The 26,050-nt window shown below is 62.0% G+C and carries 24 protein-coding genes and 1 pseudogene; 14 read left to right on the plus strand and 11 right to left on the minus strand.

Annotated features, from left to right (window positions below):
* Positions 1-97: 97 nt before the first annotated feature.
* Positions 98-868, plus strand: coding sequence for an inositol monophosphatase family protein (locus AC0L3O_RS08535; RefSeq protein WP_473615399.1), 771 nt, complete (start codon positions 98-100; stop codon positions 866-868).
* Here the strand turns inward: AC0L3O_RS08535 and AC0L3O_RS08540 are convergent.
* The 3 genes from AC0L3O_RS08540 to AC0L3O_RS08550 are packed head-to-tail and all read right to left on the minus strand — an operon-like array spanning position 858 to position 5,244.
* Complete coding sequence (locus AC0L3O_RS08540; RefSeq protein WP_023803563.1) at positions 858-1,934, minus strand: ABC transporter ATP-binding protein; 1,077 nt, start codon at positions 1,932-1,934, stop codon at positions 858-860. The two genes, AC0L3O_RS08535 and AC0L3O_RS08540, sit on opposite strands and share 11 nt — an antisense overlap.
* Positions 1,934-4,216, minus strand: a complete 2,283-nt coding sequence (locus AC0L3O_RS08545; RefSeq protein ID WP_473615343.1) for an ABC transporter permease — start codon at positions 4,214-4,216, stop codon at positions 1,934-1,936. Before AC0L3O_RS08545 ends, AC0L3O_RS08540 begins: the two co-directional genes overlap by 1 nt.
* 2 nt (positions 4,217-4,218) lie before the next feature.
* Entirely contained in the window at positions 4,219-5,244 is a 1,026-nt protein-coding gene (locus AC0L3O_RS08550; protein ID WP_473615344.1) for an ABC transporter substrate-binding protein, read from the minus strand.
* A 426-nt stretch (positions 5,245-5,670) separates the two neighbouring features.
* Here AC0L3O_RS08550 and nanR point away from each other — a divergent pair, with 426 nt between their 5' ends.
* The 10 genes from nanR (at position 5,671) to AC0L3O_RS08600 (ending at position 16,665) form a co-directional block, all read left to right on the plus strand.
* Positions 5,671-6,516, plus strand: a complete 846-nt coding sequence (nanR, locus tag AC0L3O_RS08555; protein WP_287342716.1) for a transcriptional regulator NanR — start codon at positions 5,671-5,673, stop codon at positions 6,514-6,516.
* Positions 6,516-6,821, plus strand: coding sequence for a putative quinol monooxygenase (locus AC0L3O_RS08560; protein WP_128246864.1), 306 nt, complete (start codon positions 6,516-6,518; stop codon positions 6,819-6,821). Before nanR ends, AC0L3O_RS08560 begins: the two co-directional genes overlap by 1 nt.
* A 49-nt stretch (positions 6,822-6,870) precedes the next feature.
* Positions 6,871-7,647 (plus strand): HpcH/HpaI aldolase family protein, encoded by a 777-nt coding sequence (locus AC0L3O_RS08565; protein WP_287195557.1) that lies wholly within the window; start codon positions 6,871-6,873, stop codon positions 7,645-7,647.
* A 13-nt stretch (positions 7,648-7,660) separates the two neighbouring features.
* Positions 7,661-8,713: an NAD(P)-dependent oxidoreductase gene (locus AC0L3O_RS08570; protein ID WP_287213098.1), complete on the plus strand. Its 1,053-nt coding sequence runs from the start codon at positions 7,661-7,663 to the stop codon at positions 8,711-8,713.
* A 114-nt stretch (positions 8,714-8,827) separates the two neighbouring features.
* Complete coding sequence (locus AC0L3O_RS08575; RefSeq protein ID WP_287059078.1) at positions 8,828-10,483, plus strand: extracellular solute-binding protein; 1,656 nt, start codon at positions 8,828-8,830, stop codon at positions 10,481-10,483.
* Between the two features lie 112 nt (positions 10,484-10,595).
* Positions 10,596-11,537 (plus strand): carbohydrate ABC transporter permease, encoded by a 942-nt coding sequence (locus AC0L3O_RS08580; RefSeq protein WP_287242094.1) that lies wholly within the window; start codon positions 10,596-10,598, stop codon positions 11,535-11,537.
* Positions 11,537-12,385 carry a carbohydrate ABC transporter permease gene (locus AC0L3O_RS08585; protein WP_128246859.1) on the plus strand — a complete coding sequence of 283 codons (849 nt, stop codon included), beginning with the start codon at positions 11,537-11,539 and terminating at the stop codon, positions 12,383-12,385. The genes AC0L3O_RS08580 and AC0L3O_RS08585 overlap by 1 nt, the downstream gene beginning before the upstream one ends.
* Before the next feature lie 11 nt (positions 12,386-12,396).
* Positions 12,397-13,491 (plus strand): ABC transporter ATP-binding protein, encoded by a 1,095-nt coding sequence (locus AC0L3O_RS08590; protein ID WP_473534055.1) that lies wholly within the window; start codon positions 12,397-12,399, stop codon positions 13,489-13,491.
* Complete coding sequence (locus tag AC0L3O_RS08595; RefSeq protein WP_473615346.1) at positions 13,488-15,467, plus strand: D-apionate lactonase family protein; 1,980 nt, start codon at positions 13,488-13,490, stop codon at positions 15,465-15,467. The genes AC0L3O_RS08590 and AC0L3O_RS08595 overlap by 4 nt, the downstream gene beginning before the upstream one ends.
* A gap of 409 nt (positions 15,468-15,876) precedes the next feature.
* Entirely contained in the window at positions 15,877-16,665 is a 789-nt protein-coding gene (locus AC0L3O_RS08600) for a DUF899 domain-containing protein (protein ID WP_473534053.1), read from the plus strand.
* 172 nt (positions 16,666-16,837) lie between these two features.
* On the opposite strand, the gene AC0L3O_RS08605 is transcribed toward AC0L3O_RS08600, so the two are convergent.
* The 7 genes from AC0L3O_RS08605 to AC0L3O_RS08635 all read right to left on the minus strand — a co-directional run bounded on the left by AC0L3O_RS08605 (position 16,838) and on the right by AC0L3O_RS08635 (position 21,010).
* Positions 16,838-17,422, minus strand: coding sequence for an SCO family protein (locus AC0L3O_RS08605; protein ID WP_353834086.1), 585 nt, complete (start codon positions 17,420-17,422; stop codon positions 16,838-16,840).
* A 55-nt stretch (positions 17,423-17,477) separates the two neighbouring features.
* Entirely contained in the window at positions 17,478-18,023 is a 546-nt protein-coding gene (locus tag AC0L3O_RS08610; RefSeq protein WP_473534052.1) for a TlpA family protein disulfide reductase, read from the minus strand.
* Positions 18,020-18,469, minus strand: coding sequence for a c-type cytochrome (locus AC0L3O_RS08615; RefSeq protein ID WP_023803570.1), 450 nt, complete (start codon positions 18,467-18,469; stop codon positions 18,020-18,022). The genes AC0L3O_RS08610 and AC0L3O_RS08615 overlap by 4 nt, the downstream gene beginning before the upstream one ends.
* The gene (locus tag AC0L3O_RS08620; protein WP_023803571.1) at positions 18,466-18,600 is read right to left on the minus strand and encodes a hypothetical protein; all 135 of its coding nucleotides are present in this window, start codon (positions 18,598-18,600) and stop codon (positions 18,466-18,468) included. Before AC0L3O_RS08620 ends, AC0L3O_RS08615 begins: the two co-directional genes overlap by 4 nt.
* A 35-nt stretch (positions 18,601-18,635) precedes the next feature.
* On the minus strand, positions 18,636-19,076 hold the full coding sequence (locus AC0L3O_RS08625; protein WP_023803572.1) for a DUF411 domain-containing protein: 441 nt from the start codon (positions 19,074-19,076) through the stop codon (positions 18,636-18,638).
* 26 nt (positions 19,077-19,102) lie between these two features.
* A complete protein-coding gene (locus tag AC0L3O_RS08630) occupies positions 19,103-20,584 on the minus strand; it encodes a multicopper oxidase family protein (RefSeq protein ID WP_473615348.1) in 1,482 nt (493 codons plus the stop codon).
* A 90-nt stretch (positions 20,585-20,674) separates the two neighbouring features.
* Entirely contained in the window at positions 20,675-21,010 is a 336-nt protein-coding gene (locus AC0L3O_RS08635) for a hypothetical protein (protein ID WP_473615349.1), read from the minus strand.
* Positions 21,011-21,632: 622 nt separating this feature from the next.
* On the opposite strand from AC0L3O_RS08635, the gene AC0L3O_RS08640 reads away from it, so the two are divergent.
* Both AC0L3O_RS08640 and AC0L3O_RS08645 read left to right on the plus strand, forming a co-directional pair.
* Positions 21,633-22,055, plus strand: coding sequence for a hypothetical protein (locus AC0L3O_RS08640; protein WP_287342679.1), 423 nt, complete (start codon positions 21,633-21,635; stop codon positions 22,053-22,055).
* Between the two features lie 326 nt (positions 22,056-22,381).
* Positions 22,382-22,537: pseudogene (locus AC0L3O_RS08645) on the plus strand (DUF899 domain-containing protein); the annotation flags it as partial.
* Between the two features lie 136 nt (positions 22,538-22,673).
* Here AC0L3O_RS08645 and AC0L3O_RS08650 read toward each other — a convergent pair.
* Positions 22,674-24,695 (minus strand): putative bifunctional diguanylate cyclase/phosphodiesterase, encoded by a 2,022-nt coding sequence (locus tag AC0L3O_RS08650; protein WP_128176810.1) that lies wholly within the window; start codon positions 24,693-24,695, stop codon positions 22,674-22,676.
* 286 nt (positions 24,696-24,981) lie between these two features.
* Here AC0L3O_RS08650 and AC0L3O_RS08655 point away from each other — a divergent pair, with 286 nt between their 5' ends.
* The gene (locus AC0L3O_RS08655; RefSeq protein ID WP_128166787.1) at positions 24,982-26,016 is read left to right on the plus strand and encodes a class I SAM-dependent methyltransferase; all 1,035 of its coding nucleotides are present in this window, start codon (positions 24,982-24,984) and stop codon (positions 26,014-26,016) included.
* Positions 26,017-26,050 lie beyond the last annotated feature (34 nt).

The raw sequence follows: 26,050 nt of genomic DNA on the forward strand, positions 1-26,050 counted from the left end.
CCTGCAGAATTGGGTTTTGAGTACAAAGAGCCGGCGAACGAATGGAAGCAGAAACAATGACGGATTTGACTGCGTGAATGGTGACGATAACGATCGGATGCTGTTTGCGACTGCGCTGGCGCGGCGCGGCGGCGAACTCGGCCTGCAATATTTCCGACAACTGGAGACACTCACAATCGAGAGCAAGGGTCATCAGGACCTGGTCTCCGAGGCCGACCGGAATGTCGAGACGTTCATCCGCCGGGAGCTTGCGGCGCAATATCCTGAAGACGGTGTTATCGGAGAGGAACACGCCGCACTCGCCGGCGGATCGGGTTACACATGGGTGATAGATCCAATCGACGGCACTGCCAACTTTCTGCGCGGCATCCCGGCCTGGACCGTCGTCATCGCCTGCGTCAAGGAGGGTGTGGCGGTCGTGGGCGTTATCCATGAACCCTCTACCGGCGAGACATTTTATGGACGCCGCGGCGGTGGCGCTTTCCTCAACGGCCGGCCCATCAAGACAAGCCCGACGACGAGCCTGACGCAAGGCTCGGTCGGAACCGGCTTCTCCAATCGTCGTGAAGCGCGCACCGTCGCCAAGCTGATCGATCTCCTGCTTCAGGAGGGCGGCGTGTTTTTCCGCAATGCATCCGGTGCGCTTATGCTTGCCTACGTCGCCTCGGGCAGGCTACTCGCCTATGTCGAGGAGCATATGAATGCTTGGGACTGCCTCGCCGGCATGCTTCTGGTCGAAGAGGCCGGCGGGTCGGTCGTCACGCCCGACCCGAAAACGGTTCTCGAGGAAGGAACACTGGTCATCGCGGGCGGCAAGGGCGTGTTCGACAAGGTCCACGCGCTCTGCAAAGCGGCGTTCAGTCTGTGATCAGCACGGGTCCGCGTTCGGGAAAGCCGATGCTCACCGGCTGCCCCGCTCGAAACGCGGTATCGACATCCGGCGAGACCACGAAGACTTCGCCGAATTGCGTGGCAATTACGAACTCGAGGTGGCTGCCGACATAGGTCACTTTTTCAAGCGTCCCGGGCAAGGCGCCAGGCGCATTCGGCTCGCCAATCTCGAGGCGGCTCGGTCGCGCCGCCAGCATGGCCGGCCCCAGTTTGCGGCCGCGAGCCGGCAGCTTCAGGACGGCAGGTCCCAGATGCACGGTGGCGCTGTCGCCCTCGACCGACACGACCTCGCATTGGAACATGTTGGCTTCGCCGATGAAGTCGGCCACGAAAGCATTCGCGGGCTGCTCGTAGAGGTCGCGTGGCGTGCCGTCTTGGGCAATCACCGCATTGTTCATGACAATGATGCGATCGGAGACGGCGAGCGCTTCCTCCTGGTCGTGGGTGACATAGACGACCGTCAGGCCGAGTTTCTGCTGAATCTCGCGGATTTCCTCGCGCACGCGCCGGCGGAGCTTCGCATCCAGGTTCGACAAAGGCTCATCGAAGAGCAGCACCTGCGGCTCCAGGACCAGCGCCCGCGCCACCGCGACACGCTGTTGCTGTCCGCCCGAAAGCTGGCTCGGCAGGCGGTCGCCGAAATTGGAGAGGCCGACCAGTTCAAGCCCGGCTCTGGCCCTCTCGGCCGTCTCCTTCCTGCCGAATCCGGAAAAGCCCAGGCCGTATTCGACGTTCTGGGTCACGGTCATGTGCGGGAAAAGCGCGTAGGATTGAAACACCATGGAGACATCACGATCAGTGGCCGGCAGCCGGGTGACGTCGGCGCCCCCGATCAGGATCTGGCCGCTCGTTACCATTTCCAGTCCGGCTATCATGCGCAAGGTGGTCGTCTTGCCGCAGCCCGACGGTCCAAGCAGGGTGACCAGCTTCCCGGCCTCGATGAACAGCGAGATGTCGTTGACGGCGGGCGCCTTGCTCTTGCCGTAGATCTTGGTGACATTCCTGAATTCGACTGAGGCGGCATTGCCGCGAATTTCGGCCATCATGCGCCTCCCGAGATCGCCGGCTGTGGACGCGCCACGACCGCCTGGCTGACATTGGTGCGCGACTGCGCCAGATCGCCGTCGAGACCGCGCCGGCCGATCATGCGGCTGCCAACGGCAAGCTGCACCAGACCGATCACCGCCAGCATGACGCCGATAAGGACGGCGGAATAAGCGATGGCGACGCCATATTCGTTATTCTCGACGCGGCCGACGATATAGCTGGTCGACATGTCATACTGGGCGCTGACCAAGAAGATGATGGCGCTGATGGCGGTCATGGCGCGAACGAAGGAATAGACCAGCGCGGCAAGGATGGCCGGCCGCAGCAGCGGCAGCACCACTTTGCGGAAGGTCTGCCAGGAGTTGGCTCCCAAAGTGAGGGACGACTCGTCGAGGCTGCGGTCGATCTGCGACATCGACGCGACACCGGCGCGGACCCCAACCGGCATGTTGCGGAAGATGAAGGAGAGCACCAGGATAATGCCCGTGCCGGTGAGCTCGATCGGCGGCACATTGAACGCAATCACGTAGGAGACGCCGATCACAGTGCCGGGAATGGCGAAGGACAGCATCGTCGCGAATTCGAAGGTGTCCTTGCCGGCAAAATTCTGGCGGACCAGCAAATAGGCGGTCAAGAGTCCGATGGCCGCGGTCAGCGGCGCGGAGATCATCGCTATTTCCATGGTCGTCCAAAAAGAACTCCAGGCCGAGCCGCGCCAGTGGATGCCGAACTCGTTCCAGCCGATGGAGAACGCCGTCACGTAGTGTTCAAAAGTCAGAGAGAAATCCACCCCCCACAGCTTGACGAAGCTGCCGTAGAAGATCGTCACGTAAATCAGCAAGGTAAACAGCGTCCAGACGGCGGCGACCGCGAAGACGACTCTGCGCAATTTTGCCGGCAGATGCGAGTGAACGCCGGCGTCGCCTTTGCCGGAGACGGTCGTGTAGGACTTCTTCCCAAGCCAGAATCGCTGGGCGTAGAATGCCCCGAGCGTGAAGAACAGGAGCACGAGGGCGAGGATCGCCGCCTGCGCCTGGTCGTATTGCGCGCCGACGATGGCGAAGAAGATCTCGGTGGACAGCACATCGAAATTGCCGCCGAGCACCAGCGGATTGCCGAAATCAGCCATGCTCTCGATAAAGCCGAGCAGAAAGGCATTGGCCAGACCCGGTCGCATCAACGGCAGGGAGATGGTGATGAATGTCTGCCAGCGATTGGCGCGCAGGGTCTGCGCGGCCTCCTCCATGGATGGGCTGACACCCTCGACCACACCGATCATCACCAGAAAAGCGATCGGCGTGAAAGCGAGCACCTGGGCGATCAGCAGGCCAGGCAGGCCGTAGACCCATCGCGTCGGTTGGACGCCGATCAGCTCGGCGAAACCCAGATTGATGGCGCCCGAGAGGCCGAACAGAAGGATGATGGCGAGGCCGATGACGAAGGGTGGTGTGATGATCGGCAGCACGGTCAGCGCGCGCAACAGCGCGCCGTAGCGAAAGCCGGTACGGGTCACCACCAGGGCAAAGACAAGGCCGAGCGCGGTGGTCGTCACGCCGACGAGCACGGCGAGAAGGAGCGAATTCCAGGCGACGCCGCAGCGCGGGCCACCGGTGAGGCAGCCGAGGCTCCAGAGCCGGTCGCTGGAGAGTTTCGCGAGAAAGACGGGAAGCGAATAGTCGCCCTCTTGCGTGAGCAGCGCGCTCCCCAGCATTTGACCGATCGGCATGAAGATGAAGATGGCGACAACAGCGACAACGAAGCCGATCGAGCCGGCGACGAATTCGTCGCCGGCCACCGCGCCGCGAGCCGCAAGCCCGAGGGTGAACAGGAACAGGAACGCGCAGCCTACCAGCAGTGTGCCCCAGCCCATGCCAAACTGGCGGTCGTCAAGCTCGCCAAAGAGCGAGTTCAGCCATTGCCACTGGAAGCCACGCAGGCCAATGCCGAAGCCTTGAAGCAGGAAATAGGCGCCGCCGGTCGCGCCGACGGCGATCAGCAAATAGCCAAAGAAAGGGTCGGACTTGCGCCGCCCCCATAGCAGGAGCGGCGCGAGAAGCAGCGGGCCGAGGGGTGCGAGCCAGAGTTTGTCGCCTTGCAGCACAAGGAAAAGCGCCGGCGCGACGTCATCGTCAAGCGGATAGCCGTCCAGCAGCCAGGACAGGGTGAAGAGATTGCTGTCCATCCCGTACCAAGGCAGCAGCGCATAGCCGAGCAAGCCGACTGCCGTCCACAGGACGACGGTCGGGTGAAGCGCGCTCGTGGCAGTGCGGACGCGCATGATCACTGCGGCAGGGTCGAGACCTCCGTATCCCACTTCTGCAGCAGGCGCTTGCGCTCGGCGCTCGATCCATACTGCTTGAAATCGTAGTCGATGAGCTTGATGGTCGACAGGTCGGGCGACAGTTCGGACGCGGTGGCGTTCTTGTTCGACGGCAACTGGAACGACTTCACGTCCTTGGCCTTCGACTGCATCTCTGCGGTCAGCGCCCAGTCGTAGAACTGCTTCGCTGCTTCCGGGTTGCGGGCGCCCTTGATCAGCGACATCGAGCCGATCTCATAGCCGGTGCCTTCGCAAGGCGCCACCGTGACGATCGGGAAGCCGGCTGCCGTCTGCGTCACCGCATCATGCATGAAAACGATGCCGATGGTCGTTTCGCCGAGACCCGCGGCCTTAATCGGAGCGGAGCCGGACTTGGTGTACTGGTTGATGTTGGCGTGGAGCGCCTTCAGGTACTCAAAACCCTTGTCCTCGCCCATCAGCTGAACCATCGTCGCGAGCATTGTATAGGCGGTGCCCGATGAGTTTGGGTTGGCCATCTGGATGTGGCCCTTGTATTCCGGCTTGGTCAGGTCGGCCCAGCATTTCGGCTCCGGCAGGTTGCTCTTGGCCAACAGATCCTTGTTGTAGCCGAAGCCGAGCGCACCGGAGTAAACGCCGATCGTCTTGTTGTTGGCGGCTTCCGCCTGCTTGATCGCCCAATCGTGCAGTTCGCCGCGCTTCGGGGACGTATATTCCTCGGTCAGTCCTTCCTCGGCGGCCTGGAGATGAGGATCGCCGGTGCCGCCCCACCAAACGTCGCCCTTTGGGTTTCCGGCCTCGGCGCGCATCTGGGCATATGTCTCGCCTGAGCTCTTGCGGGTCATGTCGACGGTGATGCCGGTCTTTTCCTCGAAGCTGGTCTTGATTTGCTGGCACCAGGCCTCGTCGGCGGCGCAATAGAGGGTGAGGCTGTCGGCGTAAGCCGAGCTGGCGGCGGAGACGAGCATTACTGCCGTTGCCGCCAGACGGACACAGGTCTTTTTCATGTGCGAATTTCCTCCCATTATTTCGCCGCTAACAAGTATCAAGCATTGCTGCGGCGGCGACCAGATTGGGAGCTTTTGCGCCGATTTGCAAATCGAGTCGGCGGCGGCTGGAACAGGGCTGTCCATATATTCTCCCGCAACGGACCGTCCAATCCAGAGTGGTTCGAGCTTTTTCACGGGGTGGTAGCGTTCGGTTCTGGTCTGCTGCATTCTTCGGCTGAGATAACGGCATGATGGATCCCAGGGCTGCGCCGCGTCGCCTCGCTCCTTGCGCCGCCCGGGATGACGAAGTGGAGGGGTGTTTCGGCTAGTCCGCAAGGTTTGCGATGCCACCGACCGGAATTGTCGACGTCCGCTGCCGATCAATCTCGTTCGATCCGAAATGATCCTGACGCGAACTGACAGCGTTGGCTGATCGCTCAGCTAGTGAGCAAGTTGCTTGTAGAAAAAGAGCCAAAGCCTCGCTCGCTTGTTTTGCGCTTGAAGACGGGCGTCTGTCGATTTGAGTTGTGTTTGACACGGGGGCAACATGGCAATAGCGTGTTGGTATCAAAGGTATGCCAAGTGATTGGTGTTCAGATCAAGCAGCGGAAGCTTTCGGACGAGGTTGCAGAACACCTCGAGCGGATGATCCGCAAGGGAGAACTGGCCGAAGCCGAGCGGCTGCCGTCGGAACGGGAACTCATGCGGCAATTCGGGGTCGGGCGCCCCTCAATCCGTGAGGCGCTGCTGCATCTGAGCAAGATGGGCCTTGTCGAGGTGAGGTCCGGTGAGCGTGCCCGCGTCACCCGCCCCACACCCCAATTCGTACTTGACGCCCTCTCAGGCCCGGCGCGACACATGATTTCGGCCCCGGGCGGGGTTCAGGACTTCCAGAGCGCACGTTTGTTTTTCGAGGTCGGGCTTGCCCGCAACGCCGCTGTGAATGCCACGCCAGAGGACATTGAAAGCCTCAAGGCGGCGCTAGAGATGAACCGGCAGTCGATCGGCGACCTCACGCGCTTCGAACGCACTGACGTGGACTTCCATTACGTGCTGGCGGTGATCACCCGCAATCGGATCTTCACAGCTGTCCATGCGGCGTTGGCCGAATGGCTGCTCGAACAGCGGCGGACGACTTTGGCCGAAGGTGAAGACCGCAAGGCCTACGAGGCCCACCGAAAGATTTTCGAGGCGATCGCCGCGCGCGATCCGGACGGGTCCGAAGCGGCGATGCGCAGGCATCTGGAATATGTGTCGAGGCGCTATCTGGAAATCGCGAGGCCCATGTGATGACCAGCTTCGTCGTCTGGGTCGATTTCCGCCTCAAGCCGGGCGCCCGAGACAGCTTCCGAAAGCTCGTTGACGCCAATGCGACCGCGTCGGTACGCAACGAGGTCGGCTGCCGCCGCTTTGACGTGACGGAGGCGCGCGGCGAACCGGACCGGCTCGTGCTCTACGAGATTTATGACAGCGAGGCCGCTTTCGACGAACACTGCCGGACGGCGCATTTCGATGAATTCAACACGCAAAGCGCGCCGCTCGTTGACACCAAATTGGTGACGATCTGCGACCTCGTTCTCGAGGCAACGCCTTGAACAAAGCATAATTGGATTGCGCCCTTCGGGGCGAAGGGGAGGGAAGCGCATGTTAGAGTCTAGTCTCAAGGGGTTGGCTGCGCACCGACGGGTTAAGCTCGGCACGCTCGTCGCCGAATTCGCGACGCCGGGAATCGGGCACATTCTGAAATCCGCCGGCTGCGATTTCGTCTTCTTCGATATGGAGCATTCGGGCTTCAGCCTGGAAACGGTGAAGAGCGCGATCCGCTATTTCGAGGCAGCCGACCTGCCCGTCATGGTGCGTGTGCCGTCGCAGGACTATCATTTCCTCGCCCGCGCCATGGACATGGGGGCTGAAGGGCTGATCGCGCCGATGGTGAGTACGGTCGAACAGGCGCAGCACATCATCAACTCGATGAAGTATCATCCTGCTGGCGCTCGCGGCGTAGCGCTACAGATCGCGCATGACCGCTACCGTCCGGGCTCGGTCACAGATAAATTCGAAACGGCCAACCAGCGCTCGGTGTTCATCTGCCTGATCGAGACCGCCGACGGCGTCAAGAACATCGACGGCATCGCGGGACTGGACGGGGTCGACTGTCTGTGGGTCGGACATTTCGATCTGTCGGTCTCACTCGGCGTTCCCGGCGACTTCGCCCATCCCACCTTCACCGCGGCGATGGACAAGATCGTTGCCGCCGCCAAGACGCACAACAAATCGCTTGGACGCCTGGTACCCAGCGTCCAGCAGGGTCACGATTTCTACGCGCAAGGCTTCGATTTCATCTGTTATTCGGGTGACGTCTGGGTCCTGCACGATGCGATGGCCGACGCGGTCTCAAAGATCCGGGCCGGGTGCGAGTGAGGCGGAGGAGACGATGGCCAACGCAATGTTCAGGGTGGCGCTCTCCGGTGATTTTCGCAAGCCGGACGGCGCGCCGACCTATCCCGACTTCGACCTGGAGCCGCTGCGCAATGCGCCCGGCATCGAGATGGCGTTCCTGGAATCGAACAATCCGCTGCGCGGCGATCAGCTTGAGGACTTCGATGCACTGATCCTGCTCACCCATCGCTTCGATGCGACCAGTGTCCCGAAGAGCGGCCGACTGGCCGTCGTTGCCCGTTTCGGAGTCGGCTACGATACCGTCGACGTCGAGGCCTGCACCGCCGCCGGCATCGCCCTTGTCATCACGCCCGACGGGGTGCGGCGGCCGGTCGCCGTATCCGTCATCACCTTCATGTTGGCACTGACCGGCAAACTGCTCACCAAGGACGCGCTGACCCGCAAGGGGCCTGCCGGGTTCAATCAGCGTTCGGATCATATGGGCGTTGGTCTCGTCGGGCGTACGTTGGGGGCGCTCGGCATCGGCAATATAGGCGCCGAGGTCTTTCGCTTGGCCAAGCCCTTCGATATGAATTTCATCGCCCATGACCCATTCGCCGACAGCAAAGTCGCTGCCGAACTGGGCATCGAACTGGTCGAGCTGGAGGATCTGTTCCGCCGCGCCGATGTGCTGTCGGTGAACTGCCCGCTAACGCCTCAGACCCACCACATCGTCAATGCCGAGCGGCTCGCGCTGATGAAGCGGACGGCTTACCTGATCAACACCGCGCGCGGTCCGATCGTCGACCAGGTGGCGCTGACGAAAGTGCTGCAGGAGCGCCGCATCGCCGGCGCGGGGCTCGATGTGCTGGAGCAGGAGCCGCCGGATGCCGACGACCCGATCCTCAAGCTCGACAACGTTATCCTGACGCCGCACGCGCTCTGCTGGACCGACCAGTGTTTTGCCGGAAACGGTGCTGCGGACGTCAAAGCGGTCATCGAGGTGCAGCACGGCCGCGAGCCGCGCGGCGTGGTCAATCGCGAGGTGCTTTCAAGCGAGGCATGGAAGAATCGGCTGGCCGGTTTCGCCGCCCGCTTCGGGACATAGGAGTACGAGCATTCGGCGCGCCGCCGCGCCTTCGCGGCGGCTTCACGAGAGGAATGCTCGACCGCCGCGCCCGCGGACGAGTGAAGGCAAACGAAAATGGGAGGACCAAGTTCTATGAACGATCATGAAAAACGTGACTTTCAGGCAGGCCTCGAAGCAGAGGTCGACGCCTTTATGCGCGGCGAAACCACCCGCCGAACTTTCATAACCCGCTTCGGCCAGATGACCGGCATGCTGGCGGCGTCCGGACCGATCCTCGCCATGATGACGGATTGGGCGCTGGCGCAGCAGAAGCTCGAACTGGCAGACGCCGCTTCACCGCTCGGCCAGGCGCAGGCGGCGGCCATGAAGGCGTCGATGGAAGGCCCGGCGGATGGTTCCGCCTTCCGCGCCGTCGAGGCGGCCAAGGCGCATTCGGGCGTCACGCTGAACATGACCTACGAGGCAGGCCTGCAGGCTCTCGACCCGCGCAATTTCAGTGGACCGATGTGGGAGCAGCTTACGGGCATGAAGTCGAACGTGGTCGAACTGTCGAACCCGGACCAGTACTCCAAGGCCGTTGCCGAGCACATTGCCGGCTCAGGCGCCTATGACGTCCTCGACATCTCGCCAGCCTGGACGCCGTCGCTGGCCGATGGCGGCGTCATCGCACCTCTCGACGATTACATCGCCAAATACATGAACCCGGCCGACCTCGAGGACTATCATCCGCTCTACAAGGCGCTGCCGACCTACAAGGGCAAGATCTGGGGCTTCTTCGACGACGGCGACATGTTCGCTCTCTACTACCGCAAGGACATCTTCGAGGATCCGAAGATGGTGGAGGCCTACCAGGCCAAGTTCAACGCCAAGCTGGCGCCGCCGAAGACCTGGGAGGAATATGCCCAGATCGCCCAGTTCATCACCGACCAGATGGCGCCGAACGTTTATGGCGCTGGCCATTTCCGCAAGGCGGGCAGTCCCGGCAACCAGTTCGACTTTCTGCAGCAGTACCGCGCCAACGGTGGAAAACTGTTCGGCGACGACATGAAGGCCGGCTTGGTTTCGGATGCCGGCGTGAAGACGCTGCAGAACATGATTGCAGCCAATGCGGCGTCGATTCCCGGCAACAATGAACTCGACGCCGTCTCGCTGTGGGCGGCGTTCCTGACCGGCAAGGTAGCGATGATCTACTCCTGGCCGCCGTCTGGCCGCATGGCCGCGAACTATTCGCAGTCGGCCACCGCAATCAACTTCATCCCGCAATCGCAGATCGCCGGCAAGGTCGGCTACGCGGTCGTGCCCGGCAATCCTGAACATGCGACCGGCTACAACAAGGCGCTGTCGGCGGATTCGGCGAACCCCGAAGCGGCCTACCTTTTCATGCAATGGGCCTGCTCGCCACCCGTCTCGCTTGCGCGCTGCATGCTGCCCTACGCCCTGCGCGATCCCTACCGCATCTCCCACTTCAAATCCGAGCTTTACGGCGCGCTGTTCCCGAGCGCCAAGGAGTATCTGAGCAATCTTAACAACTCGGCCAATGTCGGCCTCCTCGACCCGATCATGCCAGGCGCGCAGGACTATTTCCTGAGCATCGACCGCATGTGCACAGCTGTGTGGGCCGGTGCGGATCCGAAGGCGTCGCTAGAAACAGCGGCGGCCGAGTGGAATGAGACGACCGACCGGCTCGGCGTGGATTCGCAGAAGGCATTCTACACCGAGTTCCTGAAACTGCCGGGCGCTACTGCCGACAACACGGTGGAGAAGCTCGGCATGGCGGTCACCCTCTGAGTTCGGCCTGCCTCAGGGACGCCGGCCGGCATTCTTGACCAAAATCGGTGTTGCGGGCGCTTGGTCCGCAACACCTCGTCGCAACCGCCAGGCAGGTTTTGGGATGTAATCGATGCAGCATACCGCAACCATCAGTCGCTTGAAGGCCGCCGGCGCCCCGCCACGGCTGTCGGGCTTCGCAAATTGGGCGGACCGCCACTTCAAATGGCTGCTGGTGGCGCCAGCAGTACTGCTGATCCTGGCGCTCTCGGTCTATCCGCTGCTGTTCTCGCTGGTCGTGTCTTTCATCAACTATGATTTCCAGGTGCCGGGCCACGCCTTTGTCGGATTGAAGAATTTCGAGCGCGTCGTGTTCGATCCCGTCGCGCGCTGGTCGCTTTTGCTGACAGCGTGGCTGTCGGGGATTAGCGTCGCTATCGAATTCGTTCTCGGACTTCTCGTGGCGCTGACCATGGTTCGCAGCTTTCCGGGCCGCGGCGTGATCATGTCGATCCTGATCGTGCCGCTGTTCATCAGCCCGGTCATCGTCGGCCAGGCCTGGACGCTGCTGCTGCAGCGGCCGTTCGGGCCGACCAACTACATCTTGACGCAACTTCTGGGGCAGGAGGTGACGATCGGCTGGATGACCGAATCGCCATGGCTCTATGTTTCGCTGATCATCGCCGATGTCTGGCAGTGGACACCGTTCATGTTCGTCATCCTGCTCGCCGGGCTTACCGCCATTCCCCCGAACCTTTACGAGGCGGCGGAACTCGACGGGGTCAATGCCTGGCAAGCGTTCTGGGCGATAACCCTGCCGCATCTTGCGCCAATGATGCTGCTGGCGCTGACCTTTCGGCTGCTCGATGCAATCCGCATGTTCGATACTATTTTCATCATGACCGGCGGCGGGCCAGGCACGCGGACCTACACCGCTTCCTACTATCTCTACACGGTCGGCTTCACCCAATTCCATCTGTCGCAGGCGACCGCCGGAAGCTGGTTGTTCCTGATCTTCACCGCGCTCGTGGTAATGCTGCTGGTGCGACGGCTTTTGAAGACGGAGCCGGTCTGATGGCGGCCGTCGCGCCTGTCCGTCGCCCGAAACGCCGGTCGATACCGGTCGGCCGCATCCTGCTGCTCGGCTTCTTCCTGGTCTTCGTGTTGTGGCCGCTCTACTGGATGTTCAACACCTCGATCAAGCCGAGCGACGACTATCTCACCGTGCCGCCCGTCTGGTTCCCAACCGCACCCACCCTTGTCCACTATGAAGCTGCGCTGTTCGCCTATCGCGGCCTCGACGGGCTGATCAACAGCCTGATCATCTCGCTGTCGGCAACGGTGCTCTCGGCCCTGTTCGGCACGCTGATGGCCTACAGCCTGGCGCGCTACAACACCGGCGGCCAGCATCTGTCGTTCTGGGTGCTGTCACAGCGCTTCCTGCCGCCCATCGGCATCGTGCTGCCGGTGTTCCTGATCTACCGCGGCGTTGGCCTCTACGACACGCATATTGGCCTGATCATCGCCTATACGGTGTTCACGCTGCCGGTGTCGGTATGGATGATGTTCGCTTATTTCCGCGGCATGCCGAAATCGATGGAGGAGGCGGCCCTTGTCGACGGCTGCACGCGGTGGGAGGCGTTCTGGCGCGTCGCAGTGCCGCTCGCCGCGCCAGGCATCGTCGCGGCGGCGGTCTTCGCCTTCATCGCCTGCTGGACGGAGTTCTTCTTCGCGCTGATTCTGACCAGCCGCACTGCTTTCACGCTGCCAACGGTGTTTCGCGCCTTCATCGGTTTCCAGGGCGCGCAATATGGCGAGGCGGCAGCCCTGGCCATCGTCTCCCTCGTACCGTCGATCGCGCTGGGAGTACTTGCCCAACGACATCTCGTGCGCGGGCTCACGCTCGGCGCTGTTCGCGGATAGAAAGGGTCGGCATGGCCGAAGTCAGGATCACCGGCTTGCACAAGCGCTACGGCGCCTTCCATGCCGTGCGCGGCATAGACCTGGACATTCGCGACGGCGAGTTCACCGTGCTGGTCGGCCCGTCCGGCTGTGGCAAGAGTACGCTGCTGAGGACCATTGCAGGGCTGGAGGAGAGTTCGGAAGGCACGATCGAGATCGGCGGCGAAGTGGTCAACGATTTCCGACCGCGCGACCGTGACGTGGCGATGGTGTTCCAGGACTATGCGCTTTATCCCCACATGAACGTGGCGAAAAACATTGGCTTCGGCCTAAAGGCGCGAAAAATGCCGAAATCGGAGGTGGAGACGCGCGTCGCCGAGGCGGCGCGCATGCTTGGCATCACCCCGCTGCTCGGGCGCTTTCCGCGCCAATTGTCCGGCGGGCAGCGCCAGCGGGTCGCCATCGGCCGCGCCATTGTCCGCAGCCCGCGCATTTTCCTGTTCGACGAGCCGCTGTCCAACCTCGACGCGCAGCTTCGCGACGAGATGCGCGGCGAGATCAAGCGCCTTCACCAGGACATTGCGACAACGATGATCTACGTCACCCATGACCAGATCGAAGCGATGACTCTGGCTGACCGCATCGTGCTGATGCGCGACGGAATGATCGAGCAGCAGGGCGCGCCGCTCGAGCTGTTCGAGCGCCCCGCCTCGACCTTCGTCGCTGGCTTTCTCGGTTCGCCGCGGATGAGCTTCCTGCCGGGCACGCTGAAGTTGGACGGCAGCGCTGCCGCCATCCGGCTCTCCGAGGCGCTGCTTCCGGTCGCCCGCGGCCGGAGCCTGAATGGCGCCATTGACGGACAGGCGGTGCTGCTTGGACTGCGGCCAGAACATCTGACGCGCGCGCATGCTGCGACACCTGCGCAGGGCACGTTTCGCTACGACGCAACGATCGACCTGCTGCAGCCGACCGGCTCGCGCAGCTATGCGACCTTCCGCCTGGCCGGCGCGCCGGTGATGGCGGAACTGCAGGCGCACGACGTCAGTCGTCCCGGCGAGAGACTGCCGATCGACATCAACATGAACCGGGCCTCGATTTTCGACGCCAAGACCGAGAGAGCGATTTGACCACGGCAGCACCTCGAGCAATCCGCTTGTGTGGGACCGAACAGGTCGATCCGCAGTTGCGGACACTGCGCGCGGGACCCTTGTCGGTCGAGTTTGACAATGGGGCGATACGCTATGTGCGGATCGGCGGGGTCGAGGTTCTGCGCGGGATTTCATTTCTCGTACGGGACGAGAACTGGGGAACCGAGACGCCCGTTCTCGATGACCTTCAGATCGATGAAAAGCCGGATGCGTTCAGCGTCGCCTATCGTGGAACATGCGCCGGTGCGTGCGGTCGGCTGGTCTACCAGGCGCGGATCGCAGGCGGGAGCGACGGTGCGCTGTCGTTTGTGGTGGAGGCGGAGCCCGAAACTGACGTATTGACCAACAGAACCGGCTTCGTCGTGCTGCATCCGATCGAGGGTTTGGCCGGCAAGCCGGTAAAGGTGCTGCACGAGGACGGTCGCGAAAAACTCTCGCTTTTTCCGGACTACATCGATCCTAGGTGTCCGTTCACCGACATTCGCGCGCTTTCGCACGAGATCGTGCCTGGAATCTGGGCCACGTGCACCATGGAAGGTGACGCCTTTGAAATGGAGGACCAGCGCAATTGGTCCGACGCCTCCTACAAAACCTATGTCCGTCCCCTGCGTCGCCCGTGGCCCTACAGATTGCCGAAAGGCGAGAAATTCACGCAGGCCGTCCGACTTCAGCTGTTGGGAACGCTCCCTGCCGGGTCTTCCAAAAACCCCGATCCATCCATCAACCTGACGATTGGCAGAGCCATCGGTCGAGTGCCCCGCATTGGCATCGGCGTCGCTGCCGACGAGGCGAAGCACGCGTTTGAAGTCGCCGAGCTCATTCGACCATTGGCTCCGCAGTGGGTGGTCTGCCAAGTCGATCTCCGGTTCGGGCACGGCCAGGATGAACTTGAAGGTTACACCGCCCTGGCACAGTTGACCGGCGCTGGCGTCGTACTTGAGATCATCACCAAGGGCACGCTTGATCCTTTCGGCGAATTGGCGCCTCTCGCGGATGCTGTCCAAAGCCTTCGCCTCAATCCAGAAGCTGTCTCCGTCTTTCCGGCGCAGGACATGAAGTCGGTGCAGCCGGGAGCACCGTGGCCGGCGATGCCCACCTTCGAGCAAAACTACGCCGCCGCCCGCCGGGCTTTCCCCGGGGTGCCGCTGGGCGGCGGCATGGCCGCATACTTCACCGAGCTAAACCGCAAGCGTCCGCCAACCGGAGCGCTCGACTACGCAACCTTCACCACCTGTCCTAACGTGCACGCAGCAGATGATGTCTCCGTAATGGAGACGCTTCAGGCTATCCCCCATCTGATCCGCTCTACCCGTGCTTTCATGGGCGACCGCTTGCCCCTGCGTATAGGTCCCAGTCAGCTAGGCTGCCGCGAGAACCCCTACGGCAAGTCCACTGCGCCGAATGAAGCGAACGGTCGCGTCTGTCTGAGCCGCATCGATCCTCGGCAGCGCGGCCTGTTCAATGCGGCTTGGACAGTCGGCTATTTCGCGGCCTGCGCGCGCGAGGGAATCGAGGCCGTCGCATTCGGCGACTTCACCGGCCCGTTCGGATACGTCTACAGGAAGGCCGATTTCGTGCAGCCGTGGTTTGACGAACAGGATGGCCGAATGGTGTATCCCGCTTTCCATGTCATGGCAGGCCTCTCAAAACTCAGTGGGGCCACCCTGCTGTCCGTGGCAACTTCCGGAGCTGACAGCATCGCGGCGATCGCGGCCGAAAAAGACGGGCGCACGACGCTGTGGCTCTCGAATCTTACTGCCAAAAAGCAATCAGTGCAGCTTTCGGATACGCCGAACAGCGCCCGCATTGCTCTTCTTGCTGCCGACCAGTTCGAGCGGGCGGCAGCCGATCCGAACTTCATGGAAAGTCCCGGAAGACGGTTGGATGACCAATTCATCTCTCTTGACGCCTACGCCGTGGCGCGAGTCGATCTCCACCGTTCGTCTTCGACATAGCCCGGTGGACGGTAGATTGGTGGGGTTGATGTAGCGGAGAACAGAGTCAACGTCCGCTCTTGCGTTCAGTGTCGGATGCCCGTTATGGCGCTCTTTGCTAGTTCCCGCCGACCAGTTCAAGCAGCAAGGTTCTCGGCCATTGGCGGCAGCCAGTCTGATTTGAGTTTGAGCCCAATCTTCGAAACGCTGCCCTCAAAATTTTGAATGGCGCCAGCGCCCCGGGCATGCGGCGGGAGCACCGTCGCGCCACGCCACGCGGTTCAACGCGCCGAGGGGATAATAGCGTCACACTTGTTACTCCCACTGGTCGTTTTCCGGTGCCAAACTATTTTAGGCCCAACAACCAGCGATGGGCAGCGAATGAGCCGCGCTTCAGCGACGAGGCGCGCGCCCAGATCAGGAGGAAGCCATGACTTCAGTAGCCGAGAGCGAACGGAAAAGCGGACAGACTGCCATGCGCACGCCACCGGTGGTGTCGCCGCAGGAGTGGGAAGCGGCCCACGAGCAGCTGCTCGTGAAGGAAAAGGCCCAGACCCGCGCCCGTGACGCGCTGGCCGCCGAGCGGCGGCGGATGCCGTGGATGGCGGTGGAGAAGAATTATGCGTTCGAGGGGCCCGACGGGAAGGTGAGCCTGCTCGACCTGTTCGACGGCCGGCGTCAGCTGATCGTCTACCGCGCCTTCTTCGAGCCGGGAGTGTTCGGCTGGCCCGACCATGCCTGCCGCGGCTGCTCCATGGTGGCCGACCAGGTTGCCCACCTCGCCCATCTGAACGCCCGTGACATCACCCTCGTCTTCGTCTCGCGTGCGCCGCAGGCGGATATCGCGCGGTTGAAGGCGCGGATGGGCTGGGAGATACCATGGTTCACCCTCACCGACAGCTTCGACGCCGATTTCGGCGTCGACGAGTGGCACGGCCACAACGTGTTCATCCGCGACGGCGATCGCGTGTTCCGCACCTACTTCATCAACAACCGCGGCGACGAGCAGATGGGCGGCACCTGGAACTATCTCGACATCACGCCGCTGGGCCGGCAGGAGGTCTGGGAGGACTCGCCCGAAGGCTATCCCCAGACCCCGGCCTACAAGTGGTGGAACTGGCACGACAGCTACGCCGCGGATCCGGCAGCCGACAAGAAGTGGGCCGAGGTTTCGGAGGCCGGAGAGGCGGCGTTCCGGGAGGCGAGCACGAAGCAATGAGCCAGACCTGATCCGCTGAGATAGACGGCGGCGGCGTCGAAACGCAGGAATCCTGTTCCCAGCGGCGCTGGCGCGGCGGCTCATGAGCGATCCCTGCGCTGTTGCCGTGTTGTTCCCCCAACCGGACAACCTCGGAGGGCGTCCGGCGGTAGTGCTGGATCAAGTCAATTGATCACGGCCGATTCACGCTGTTCGTCAGCCCATTGACGTACATGACCAGGTTCAGCGGATCGAACCTGAGGCCGTGGAACTTGGCCGCGAAGCGCCCGCCGCGGTCGATCACGTGCGTCACCAAGCCATGCATCTGCTGGCCGCCTTCGAGCGGATCGAAACGGACGTTGTATTGCTCGGACAGCTTGCGCGTCGCATCCTCCGCCTGCCCTTCGCGGGTGGTCAGGAAGGTCCAGTTGCGCGGGTCGAGCCCGTGCGCTTCGCCGTATCCCTTCATGACCTCGGGCGTGTCTGACTTCGGGTCTGTCGTCACCGTCAGGAACTGCACCACGTCCTTCATGGGCGTTTCGTTGACCATCGCCTGGACGCGGGCGATCAGGTCGGAGTGCAGCGGACAGACGTCGGTGCAACTCGCGAACATGAAATTGAGTACAACGACCTTGTCGGCGAAGTCCGAGAGGCGGACCGGATTGCCTTCGTCGTCGGCCAGATCGAATCCCGGCGCTGCGGGAGCGTCGATCGCCTGGAAATACTTCTCTCGCTGCCCATAAGCCTGTCGAGATCGGCGCCCGGATGATGGGCAAATGCGGGAAGCGCGAGGACAGACGTGACGGCCATCGCGGCGAGAAGTGTTTTTCTGTTCATCTCCGTTCTCCGGTTTGGTCGAGTTCTCGTACGATGATCCCTTCGAAGAAGGAAACCATCTCGGGGGTGTCCCATTCGGCGGGTCCGGCGAGTCGCGCGAGCTCGTTTCCGTCGGGGCCGATCAGAAGCGTGGCTGGCAGGCCGAACAGTCCCAAAGCGCGGATCGCAGTCCCGTCCTGGTCGATGAAGACGGGGAGTTTGACCCCGATCTCGTCGAAGAACTTCCGGACTGCGCCGGCTCCCGCTCGGCCCACCGAAAGGGCGACGACATCGAATCCCTCGCCGCCGAGCCGCCCCTGAAGGCGGTTGAGCGTGGGCATTTCGGCCCGGCAGGGCGCACACCAGGTCGCCCAGACGTTGAGCAGCACCATCTTGCCGCGCCAATCGTCGAGAGATTGCGGCTCTCCCGCCTCGTCGGCGAGGATGAGCTCGGGCAAGGGCTGCGGCTCCTCGTGCAGCGGCATCACTGTCGGTTCCTGCGCGTGCGCGTTGCCCACGGCCACAACGACGGTAAGTATCAGCGCCGACGGGATCGTCTTCACTGCGTCTTTTCCTGCTCGCGGCGGCTCATCTCCGACTGGTAGGCGCGCTCCCGCTCCGGCCATGTGCTCTTGATGAAGGCGAGAACGGCGCGGATCTCCTCGTCGCTCAAAATGTCCTCGAATCCCGGCATGTCGCTAGCGTACCCGTTGCCCACCACGGCGGCTGGACCCTCTTTGGTGATCCGGAACAGCACCCCGTCCGGGTGGTGCCAGGTGTGCCCGGACGCATCGTGCGGCGGGGCGGGCATGCGTCCCGAGGGAAGCTGCCTCTTCCAGTCAGGCTGGCCTTCGAGGCTGGCCCCGTGGCAGGAAGCGCAGTTCGCGGAATAGAGCTGCCGTCCCCGCGCAATTGCCGCGGCCTCGCTTGCTCCGAACGACCAGATCAAGGCGAGGGCGGCAACTCCCAAGAGCGCCGCGAAGCCGAGGATAACAGCCTGCCTGCTCATTTGCGGCCGCTGAAGAACAGGTACTTCACCAAGGTCGCGACCGCGAGAACGAGCGCAACTGCGAGCAGGAGCCAGCCCACACCCATGCCCAGCATCATGCCGCCCATGCCTTCCATCATTCCGCCGTCCATCGTTGTCGGCTCCTTTTCCGCGTCTCGTTGCAGGCCTATTCCCGCGCGTATACGCCGCCCACGCTGCCAGACTTGGTGATCTCCAGCATCTCGAACGGCGCTTCCTTGGTGCCGCTCATTCCCGGCGAGCCCATTGGCATGCCGGGCAGCGTCACGCCCTTGATGTCGGGCCGCTCCGTGAGCAGCTTCTTGACCGTGCCGACGGGGACGTGGCCGCTGACGACGTAGCCGTCCACGAATGACAGGTGGCAGCCCTGGAATTCGTCCGCGATGCCTGCCTCGCGGCTCATCTCGGCGAGGTCGTGGGTGGCCTTGCTGGTGACGGTGAAGCCGTTCTCCCGCAGGTACTCGGCATAGCCTTCGCAGCAGCCGCACTGCGGGTTCTTGTAGAGGGTGACGTCCTTCTCGCCCGCGAGCGCCGGGACGGCAGCCCAGACGAAGGAAGCGAGGGCGACGGCATTCAGGATAGTACGCATTTTCGGTTCTCCTTTTGAGGGATTGGTCAGGCGACGCGGAAGACGCCCATCATCCCGGCGGCCTGGTGTTCGAGTATGTGGCAATGGAGCATCCAGTCGCCCGGATTGTCGGCAACGAGGGCGATCTCCACCCGCTCGCGCGGAGACATGAGCACCGTGTCCTGCCACTCGCGGTGCTTGCTCGGCTTGCCGTTCCGGGAGATCACCCGGAAGGAATGGCCGTGCAGGTGGATCGGATGATGCCAGGCCGTCGCGTTGGTCATCGCGATGGCATGGCTCTTGTCCCGCGCAAGCGTCAGCATCGGGTCCATGACGTGCCCTTCCGCCGCGATGCCGTTGATGAACCAGATGCCGCCGGAGTGCATCATGTTCATCATGCCGCCCATGCTGCCCATCATGCCGCCAACGGCGCCGGGGGAATGCTTGCGCGTGTCGCCCATGCTGCCGCCCATCTCCTGCATGACCATGGCTCCCATCATGCCGCCGTTGAAGGTGACCTCGTGCCGGACGGCCGATGCAAGGTCCGGCTCCGGCAGCGGGTTGGGCGGGAGGGCGACAGGCCAGTCGGGAGTCGCCTGCCTGAGCGGATTACCGGCATAGGCTAGGTCGACCAGGCGGTATTCGAGGCCCTCGTAGAAGCGGTCGATCACGGAAACCCGGCTTCCGGCGTCAGCCGTCATGTCGAGGATGAGGTCGGCGCGCATCGCGGGCCCGAGCACGACCAGCCCGCCTTCCGGCGCATGCGGCTCTACTGGCTGCCCGTCCAGCGCAATGACGGCAGGCTGATGGTTCCCGAAGTCGAGGCCGAAAATGCGGGCGTTGGCGGCGTTGATCAGCCGCAGCCGGATGCGTTCTCCCTTTCGCACCTGAAAGACATCCGGCACGCGGCCATTGATCGTGACCGTGTTTCCGACCCGGCCGTTGTGCATCATGTCATGGCGGTTGCCGAAGTCTTCCCGCATCTCGGCGGTTTTGGTCAGCCGCCAGTCGGACAGCACCCATGTGACTTCGCGGTCGACCCGGATGGGATCGGCTTCCTCCACGATCAGCGGGCCGTAGAGGCCTCTGCCGACCTGCTCGAAACTGCGATGGTGCGGATGGTACCAGAAGGTGCCTGCGTCGACGGCATCGAACTCGTAGGCAAAGGTCTCGCCGGGCCAGATCGGCGCCTGCGTGAGGTGCGGCACGCCGTCCATCGCGTTCGGGACTCGCAAACCGTGCCAGTGCACCGTCGTCTCTTCGTTGAGTTTGTTCTCGACCGCCACCCGCAGGTGTTCTCCCTGGCGGATGCGAATTTCCGGACCGGGCAGGCTGCCGTCATAGCACCAGATGGGGGTATCGCCATGCGGCTCTGGCGCGATCTGGGCGCGTCCCGGTCCGGCGCGGATCCGGAACTCGCGAAGGCCTGCGGCGTCGGATCGCGGTGGAAGCACCACGCCCGCCGAAACGGCGGCGGCCGATGCGAGGAAGGTTCGACGCGTCAGCGCCGGCACACGTGGATAGGGCATTGGATCAACCATTCCGGAATAGGCTTTTTTGACGCGCGGACGTAGCCGGGCGCGTCGACGGGTCGGTCGCGAGCGGATGCCGCGGCCGTGTCAGCTCAGGAAGGTGGTTCGGGGAGGATAGGGCTCGGGCGGACCGGTGCGGCCGTCGGACGGTTCTCCGGGAGGCAAGGATACGATACCGGCGAAATGCGGCAGCTCGGCCGCGGCAGGCGTGCAGATCGCGACAAGCGAGGTAACGCAGAACTGGTCGCATGCCGACGTCTCACCGTCATCGCCGGGACAGTCCTGGCAGTTGGGCATGTCGCCGTCCATCTCAGCCATCGACATCTTCAGGGACATGTCCGTCAAAGCCGCGGCATGCGCCGCCGTGCCGAGGGCGAAGGCCGCGAGGAAGACGACTGCGAGGATGCGGACGAACCTGCTCATTGGGTAGACAGTAGTCCTGGCTCTGCGCCGTGTCCAGATTCGGTCGCAGGTGAACCATGACCGCCGCAAACGGATGCCGACGGGAGGCGATTTGTTGCAGGCTGCCTTGGAATGTCTGACTAGGTTCCGGAAATGGTCTGGCGTGAGATTATAACCGCCTTTGGTGCCATTGCGCTGGCTTCTGGACCGCGGCGGCATTAAGCGGTTCCGAGTAGCCTAAGACGCGAAGTCCGCTAGTTATGATTCTAGAGTGGCCGGCCGGCGCGGATCATGGAGCGTGCAATTGCGAGCTGCGCCTCGACCTCGGCGTTTCCTTTTGCGGGAGCCGCGCCGCCTTCACTGAGTTGGAAGCGGCTGTGGAAGGGCCTCCAGCATGCCGGCGAGGCGCCCAAGGAGATGAAGAAGCGGCCGACGATGCAGTGGGTTAAGCCGGGTTCACTAGCGTCACGCACCGCTGTCACGCCAAGAACAATTCGCACTCCGAGTTCCTCGTGTCGTCAGGCAGTTATCCATCCGGCCCTAGGCTCAAAACCCAACGGAAGATCAGTTGACTTTGGGCCGCAACGCTCATCCTTGACTTGTTGGCCTACCTTTCCGACCAACTTTTGATAGGGAGGAAGCAATGGAAGCCGTCAATCGTAGATCCACATTTGCACTCGGTCTTACAGTAGCCGCGACGCCACTGATCGCTTGGGCGACCCCAGCAGCCGCACAGACTTACGGCCCCGATGAGGGCAAGGAGATCGGCCCCGGTGTCAGAGTTGTAGCGCTTGGTGAGCGGGCTTCGGTCATACCAGCTTATAAAACGGTCATGCTACGCGATGTTGTTATCCAACCCGGGGCGAAGACGCCGGACAACATGATGACGAACGACATGCTCTGCCACATGACTGAGGGAGAACTTTCGGTCGTTCACAACAAAGAAAAGTTCACAGTCAAGAAGGGCGATGTTTGGGCCTGCGCTAAAGGCGCTACTACAGAAGGCACCCAGAACACGAGCACTGCGGTCGCGATCATGCGGGTCATTGATGCCCGCATGAGGTAAGCGATGGGTGGAAGTGCGGCTATGGCTGCCCTAAAGAGATGCCCGAGCGCGTATCTGTCGTGGTGGGGAACGTCCAACGACGGGCCGCCTTCCATCCCGGTCATTGTCGATCACCGGCTGATTGAGTTTTGACCCTAGTCCCTCGACAGCTGCTTGATCTGTTTCCTGATTTCCTTGGAATCGCCGCGCGAAACGATGGCGATGATCGCCAGTTGTTCGGCCAGTTCGCGGCGGCGGCGCAGCCGGCGAACAGCAGATCTCCCCGCGTCCAGCCGGCCCCCAGCATGCAGTCGACGACCGCCTGAAAGCCAGGCTCCATCGCCTCCTGGGAGGACTCGCCCGAAGGCTATCCCCAGACCCCGGCCTACAAATGGTGGAACTGGCACGACAGCTACGCCGCGGATCCGGCAGCCGACAAGAAGTGGGCCGAGGTTTCGGAGGCCGGAGAGGCGGCGTTCCGGGAGGCGAGCACGAAGCAATGAGCCAGACCTGATCCGCTGAGATAGACGGCGGCGACGGTCGATCGGCTATCCGGATATCCGGGCCCGAGACATTGCCGCTGGACCATTGCTGAGGGAAGCGCGGCGACGACGGCTGGCGGTAGCCGCTCGCCGCCATTCATGCGGACTTGACGATCGACAATGTGCGTTTGTAAGCGGCCGGTTTCGTGCGGAAATTGGCGGCGGGAGCAGGTCGGCCGACGTGAAAGCCCTGGATCTTATCGATGTCGAATTCGCGGATCAGGGCCAGCTGCTCGTCGGTTTCCACCCCTTCGACCAGGATTTTATGGCCGCGATTTCGCACCAGGGCAATGATGTCTTGCAGCATCGCCTTGCCCCTTGGGGTGCCGCAGTCATGCAGGAACGAGCGGTCGATCTTCACCATATCGAAATCGATGAGACGAAGCCATGAGAGGCCCGCGAAGCCTGTCCCGAAGTCGTCAAGCCATACCCTGACCCCCAGCAGCTTCAGGTCGCTGATGCAGCGCAGAACGTCGGAGTGCATCTCCATCTCCAGCCCTTCGGTGATTTCGAGGGCCAGCCTGCTGCCGGCGACGCCGGTCTCGCTCAAAATCGTCGCAACCGAAGCTGCGAAGCCGGGCGTCTTGAGCTGAATTGGAGAGACGTTGACGCTGACGACACGGACGTGATCGTCCGCCAAGAGCTCGGTGCACACTGTCCTTATGGCCCAGCGCCCGAGCTCCAGGACCGCGCCGGTTCGTTCCGCAACAGGAATGAACAGGCTCGGCGGAACCGATGTACCGTCCAGCATTTTGAGGCGCATCAGAGCCTCGACGGCTTCAACCCGGCCAGACGCCACGTTCTGGATCGGCTGGTAGACGAGTGAAACGAGATCCTGGCCGATCGCGATCTTCAGCAAAGCCGCAATGTTCTCGCTCTCGTCGCTGCTCTGGGGATCGTTTGGATCGAACAGCCAGGTACAATTGCGACCGCCTGCTTTCGCCAGATAGAGCGCACGATCGGCCTCGTGGACGATCTTCTCCAGCTTGGCGCCAGTCTGCGCCCTGGTGAAGGCAGCGCCGACGCTCACCGTCACCACCGAGGTGCCGTCTCTGCGCTGCTGGTGGGGAAGCGCGAGGTTCTCCACCGTGCTTCGAATGGCTTCGGCAAGACCTGCGACCTGTTCCCTTTTCTCCATGCGAGCCAGGACAATGAATTCTTCCCCGCCGTAGCGGCCGATTGAACCATTGTGCTGCTTGATCATTTCGGCAAGGGCATTGGCGACAAGTATCAGGCAGCGATCGCCTTCCTGATGTCCGTAGTAGTCGTTGAACCTTTTGAAGAAGTCCACGTCGATGAGGATCGCCACAAAACCGCTGCCATGCCTTTGCCAGTCGCTCCAGTAGTCGCGCAGCTTCTCGTCGATCGCACGCCGATTCTCCAGACCGGTAAGCGGATCGGTTCTCGACAGATTCAAGAGCGCCTGTCCGCGCTCGGTGGCCTCCTTGTGCTGGATTTTAGCTTCCAAGGCGTTCAGGAAGACGTTGTAACGTTCCTCGTTTAACCTCCAGTTTACATACGACGTGAATATGAAGCACGAAATGTAAAAAATTCCTAGTACTATTTTGTATGTTAGCGTAGAAGGTACGAAATAGTTCACGGTGTATAGTACACACAAAATTATAGCAGAAGTTACGATGGATAGATTAAACCTGAATGTGAAGAAAAGATTGGCGCCCATCATGAAGATAGTACCGAAGACCATATAATAAGAGACGCTTTCCTTGTCCGCGGCCATAACCGCTGGGGACAACCAACCAACATAGCCAAAGATGATGGCTGCGGCGCAAGTCACGTCAATCCATTCCGTTCCGACCCCCCGGCGAAGTTGTGCTTCCAGGGTCAACAGCGCAGTCACTCCGACCGCGAAGCGCGCCGTGATCGTATAGAGTGCCACATCCGGAATCAGCAGCAGATCCGTTGCCGAAAACATGAGATAGATGGCGACGGCGATCCAAAGCCCCGGCCTGGCGTCCATCCTTCGCTTCGCCTGGCCTTCCTCCCAGTAGAGGCTGCGGAGTTCGTCGGACCGTCGCTCGTAGCGCCGCTCAAGCGGTTCCGCATGGGCCATATCGGCCAATGCGGATGACGCGTATTCGTTCGTCACCCTAAGCCCCATTTGAACGGGGCTTTGTATGCCGAACTCATTTCTAGCTTCTACCCCCACGCCGGCCGACTCCTCAGGCGCGACAGCGAATTGCGGCGCCTCGCAAGCAATATGCAGTCGCGCATATAGGTTTGGGTTAACTCGTATCTGGAATCCGACCCGCAAGGCGTCCAAAAAACCAGCATGGTTGGCGGGAATTTAACGACACCGCTAAAATGCCTGACATGTGTCTTGGCAAAGATAAAATTTTACGCAATATGTAACGATATCTAGTTAAATGTGATTATGGAGTTCTGCGGTGGCAACCATCCTCGATGGCAAAAGTTTGATTACTGCCGAGATGATTGCCGCCAGTCTCCCTCAAAAAAAGCTCGAGCCTCATAGCGAAGCGTTCGAAACCGCTCGCGTCGAGCTTGCGCTCATTCTCCACACCACACACCAGCAAATCGAGCAACGAAAGGACCCCGCCGAGATCATTCGTCGTGTGACGTCGTACCTCAGCGCGACGCGTTCCAAGGTTCATCCCGACGTCTGGCAGGCATTGATACCGGTGGTGCAGAACCACCCGGTCCTGGAGTACTTTCTTGAGGATCCGCTCACGCGGTGGTCCCATGACAAGCCCAGAGGTTATTCCGGCGACGCGCAGTTGCTCGACTACATCTATTGCGATCCGCACGTGGCGGAGAGCGTGGCAAACGCCTCGGAGATCGGCAAGGCGCTCTACATGCATACCAAGGATGTGCCGTCGTCCATCGCGGCACGGGAACGGCGTGATCTTCTGACCCGCTATGTCGATAAGATTGCGACCAGGAATGGACCGCAAACCGAGGTCCTGGCGATTGCGGCCGGCCATTTAAGGGAGGCCAATCGCTCGGCCGCATTACAGGAGGGCCGTCTCAAGCGCTGGGTTGCACTCGATCAGGACCCTCAGAGCGTTGGATTGATCACGCGCGACTTCCAGGGCACTGCGGTAGAGGCCATCGACGGCTCGGTGCGAACCGTGCTCACGCGGGGCCACAAGCTTGGCAAGTTCGACTTCATCTACGCCTCCGGCCTTTACGACTACCTTGCGCACAACGTCGCCGTGAAGCTCACGAAAACCTGCCTGCAGATGTTGAAGCCGAACGGGACCTTCCTGTTTGCGAACTACGCAGAAGGCAACCCTGACGCCGGGTATTGGGAGACATTCATGAACTGGGTGTTGCTGCTGCGGTCGGAGGCCGATATGTGGAACATCATCAATGCCAGCGTCGATCGAAACACCGTCGAGGCGCAGGTGTTCTTTGGCGAGAACCGCAACGTCCTGTACGGCGTCATCGAAAAGCGCGGATAGCGAGCGCCTGGGCTGCGAGCTTGTCGGCGGTTGT

This window comes from Mesorhizobium sp. WSM4810 (assembly GCF_055811235.1).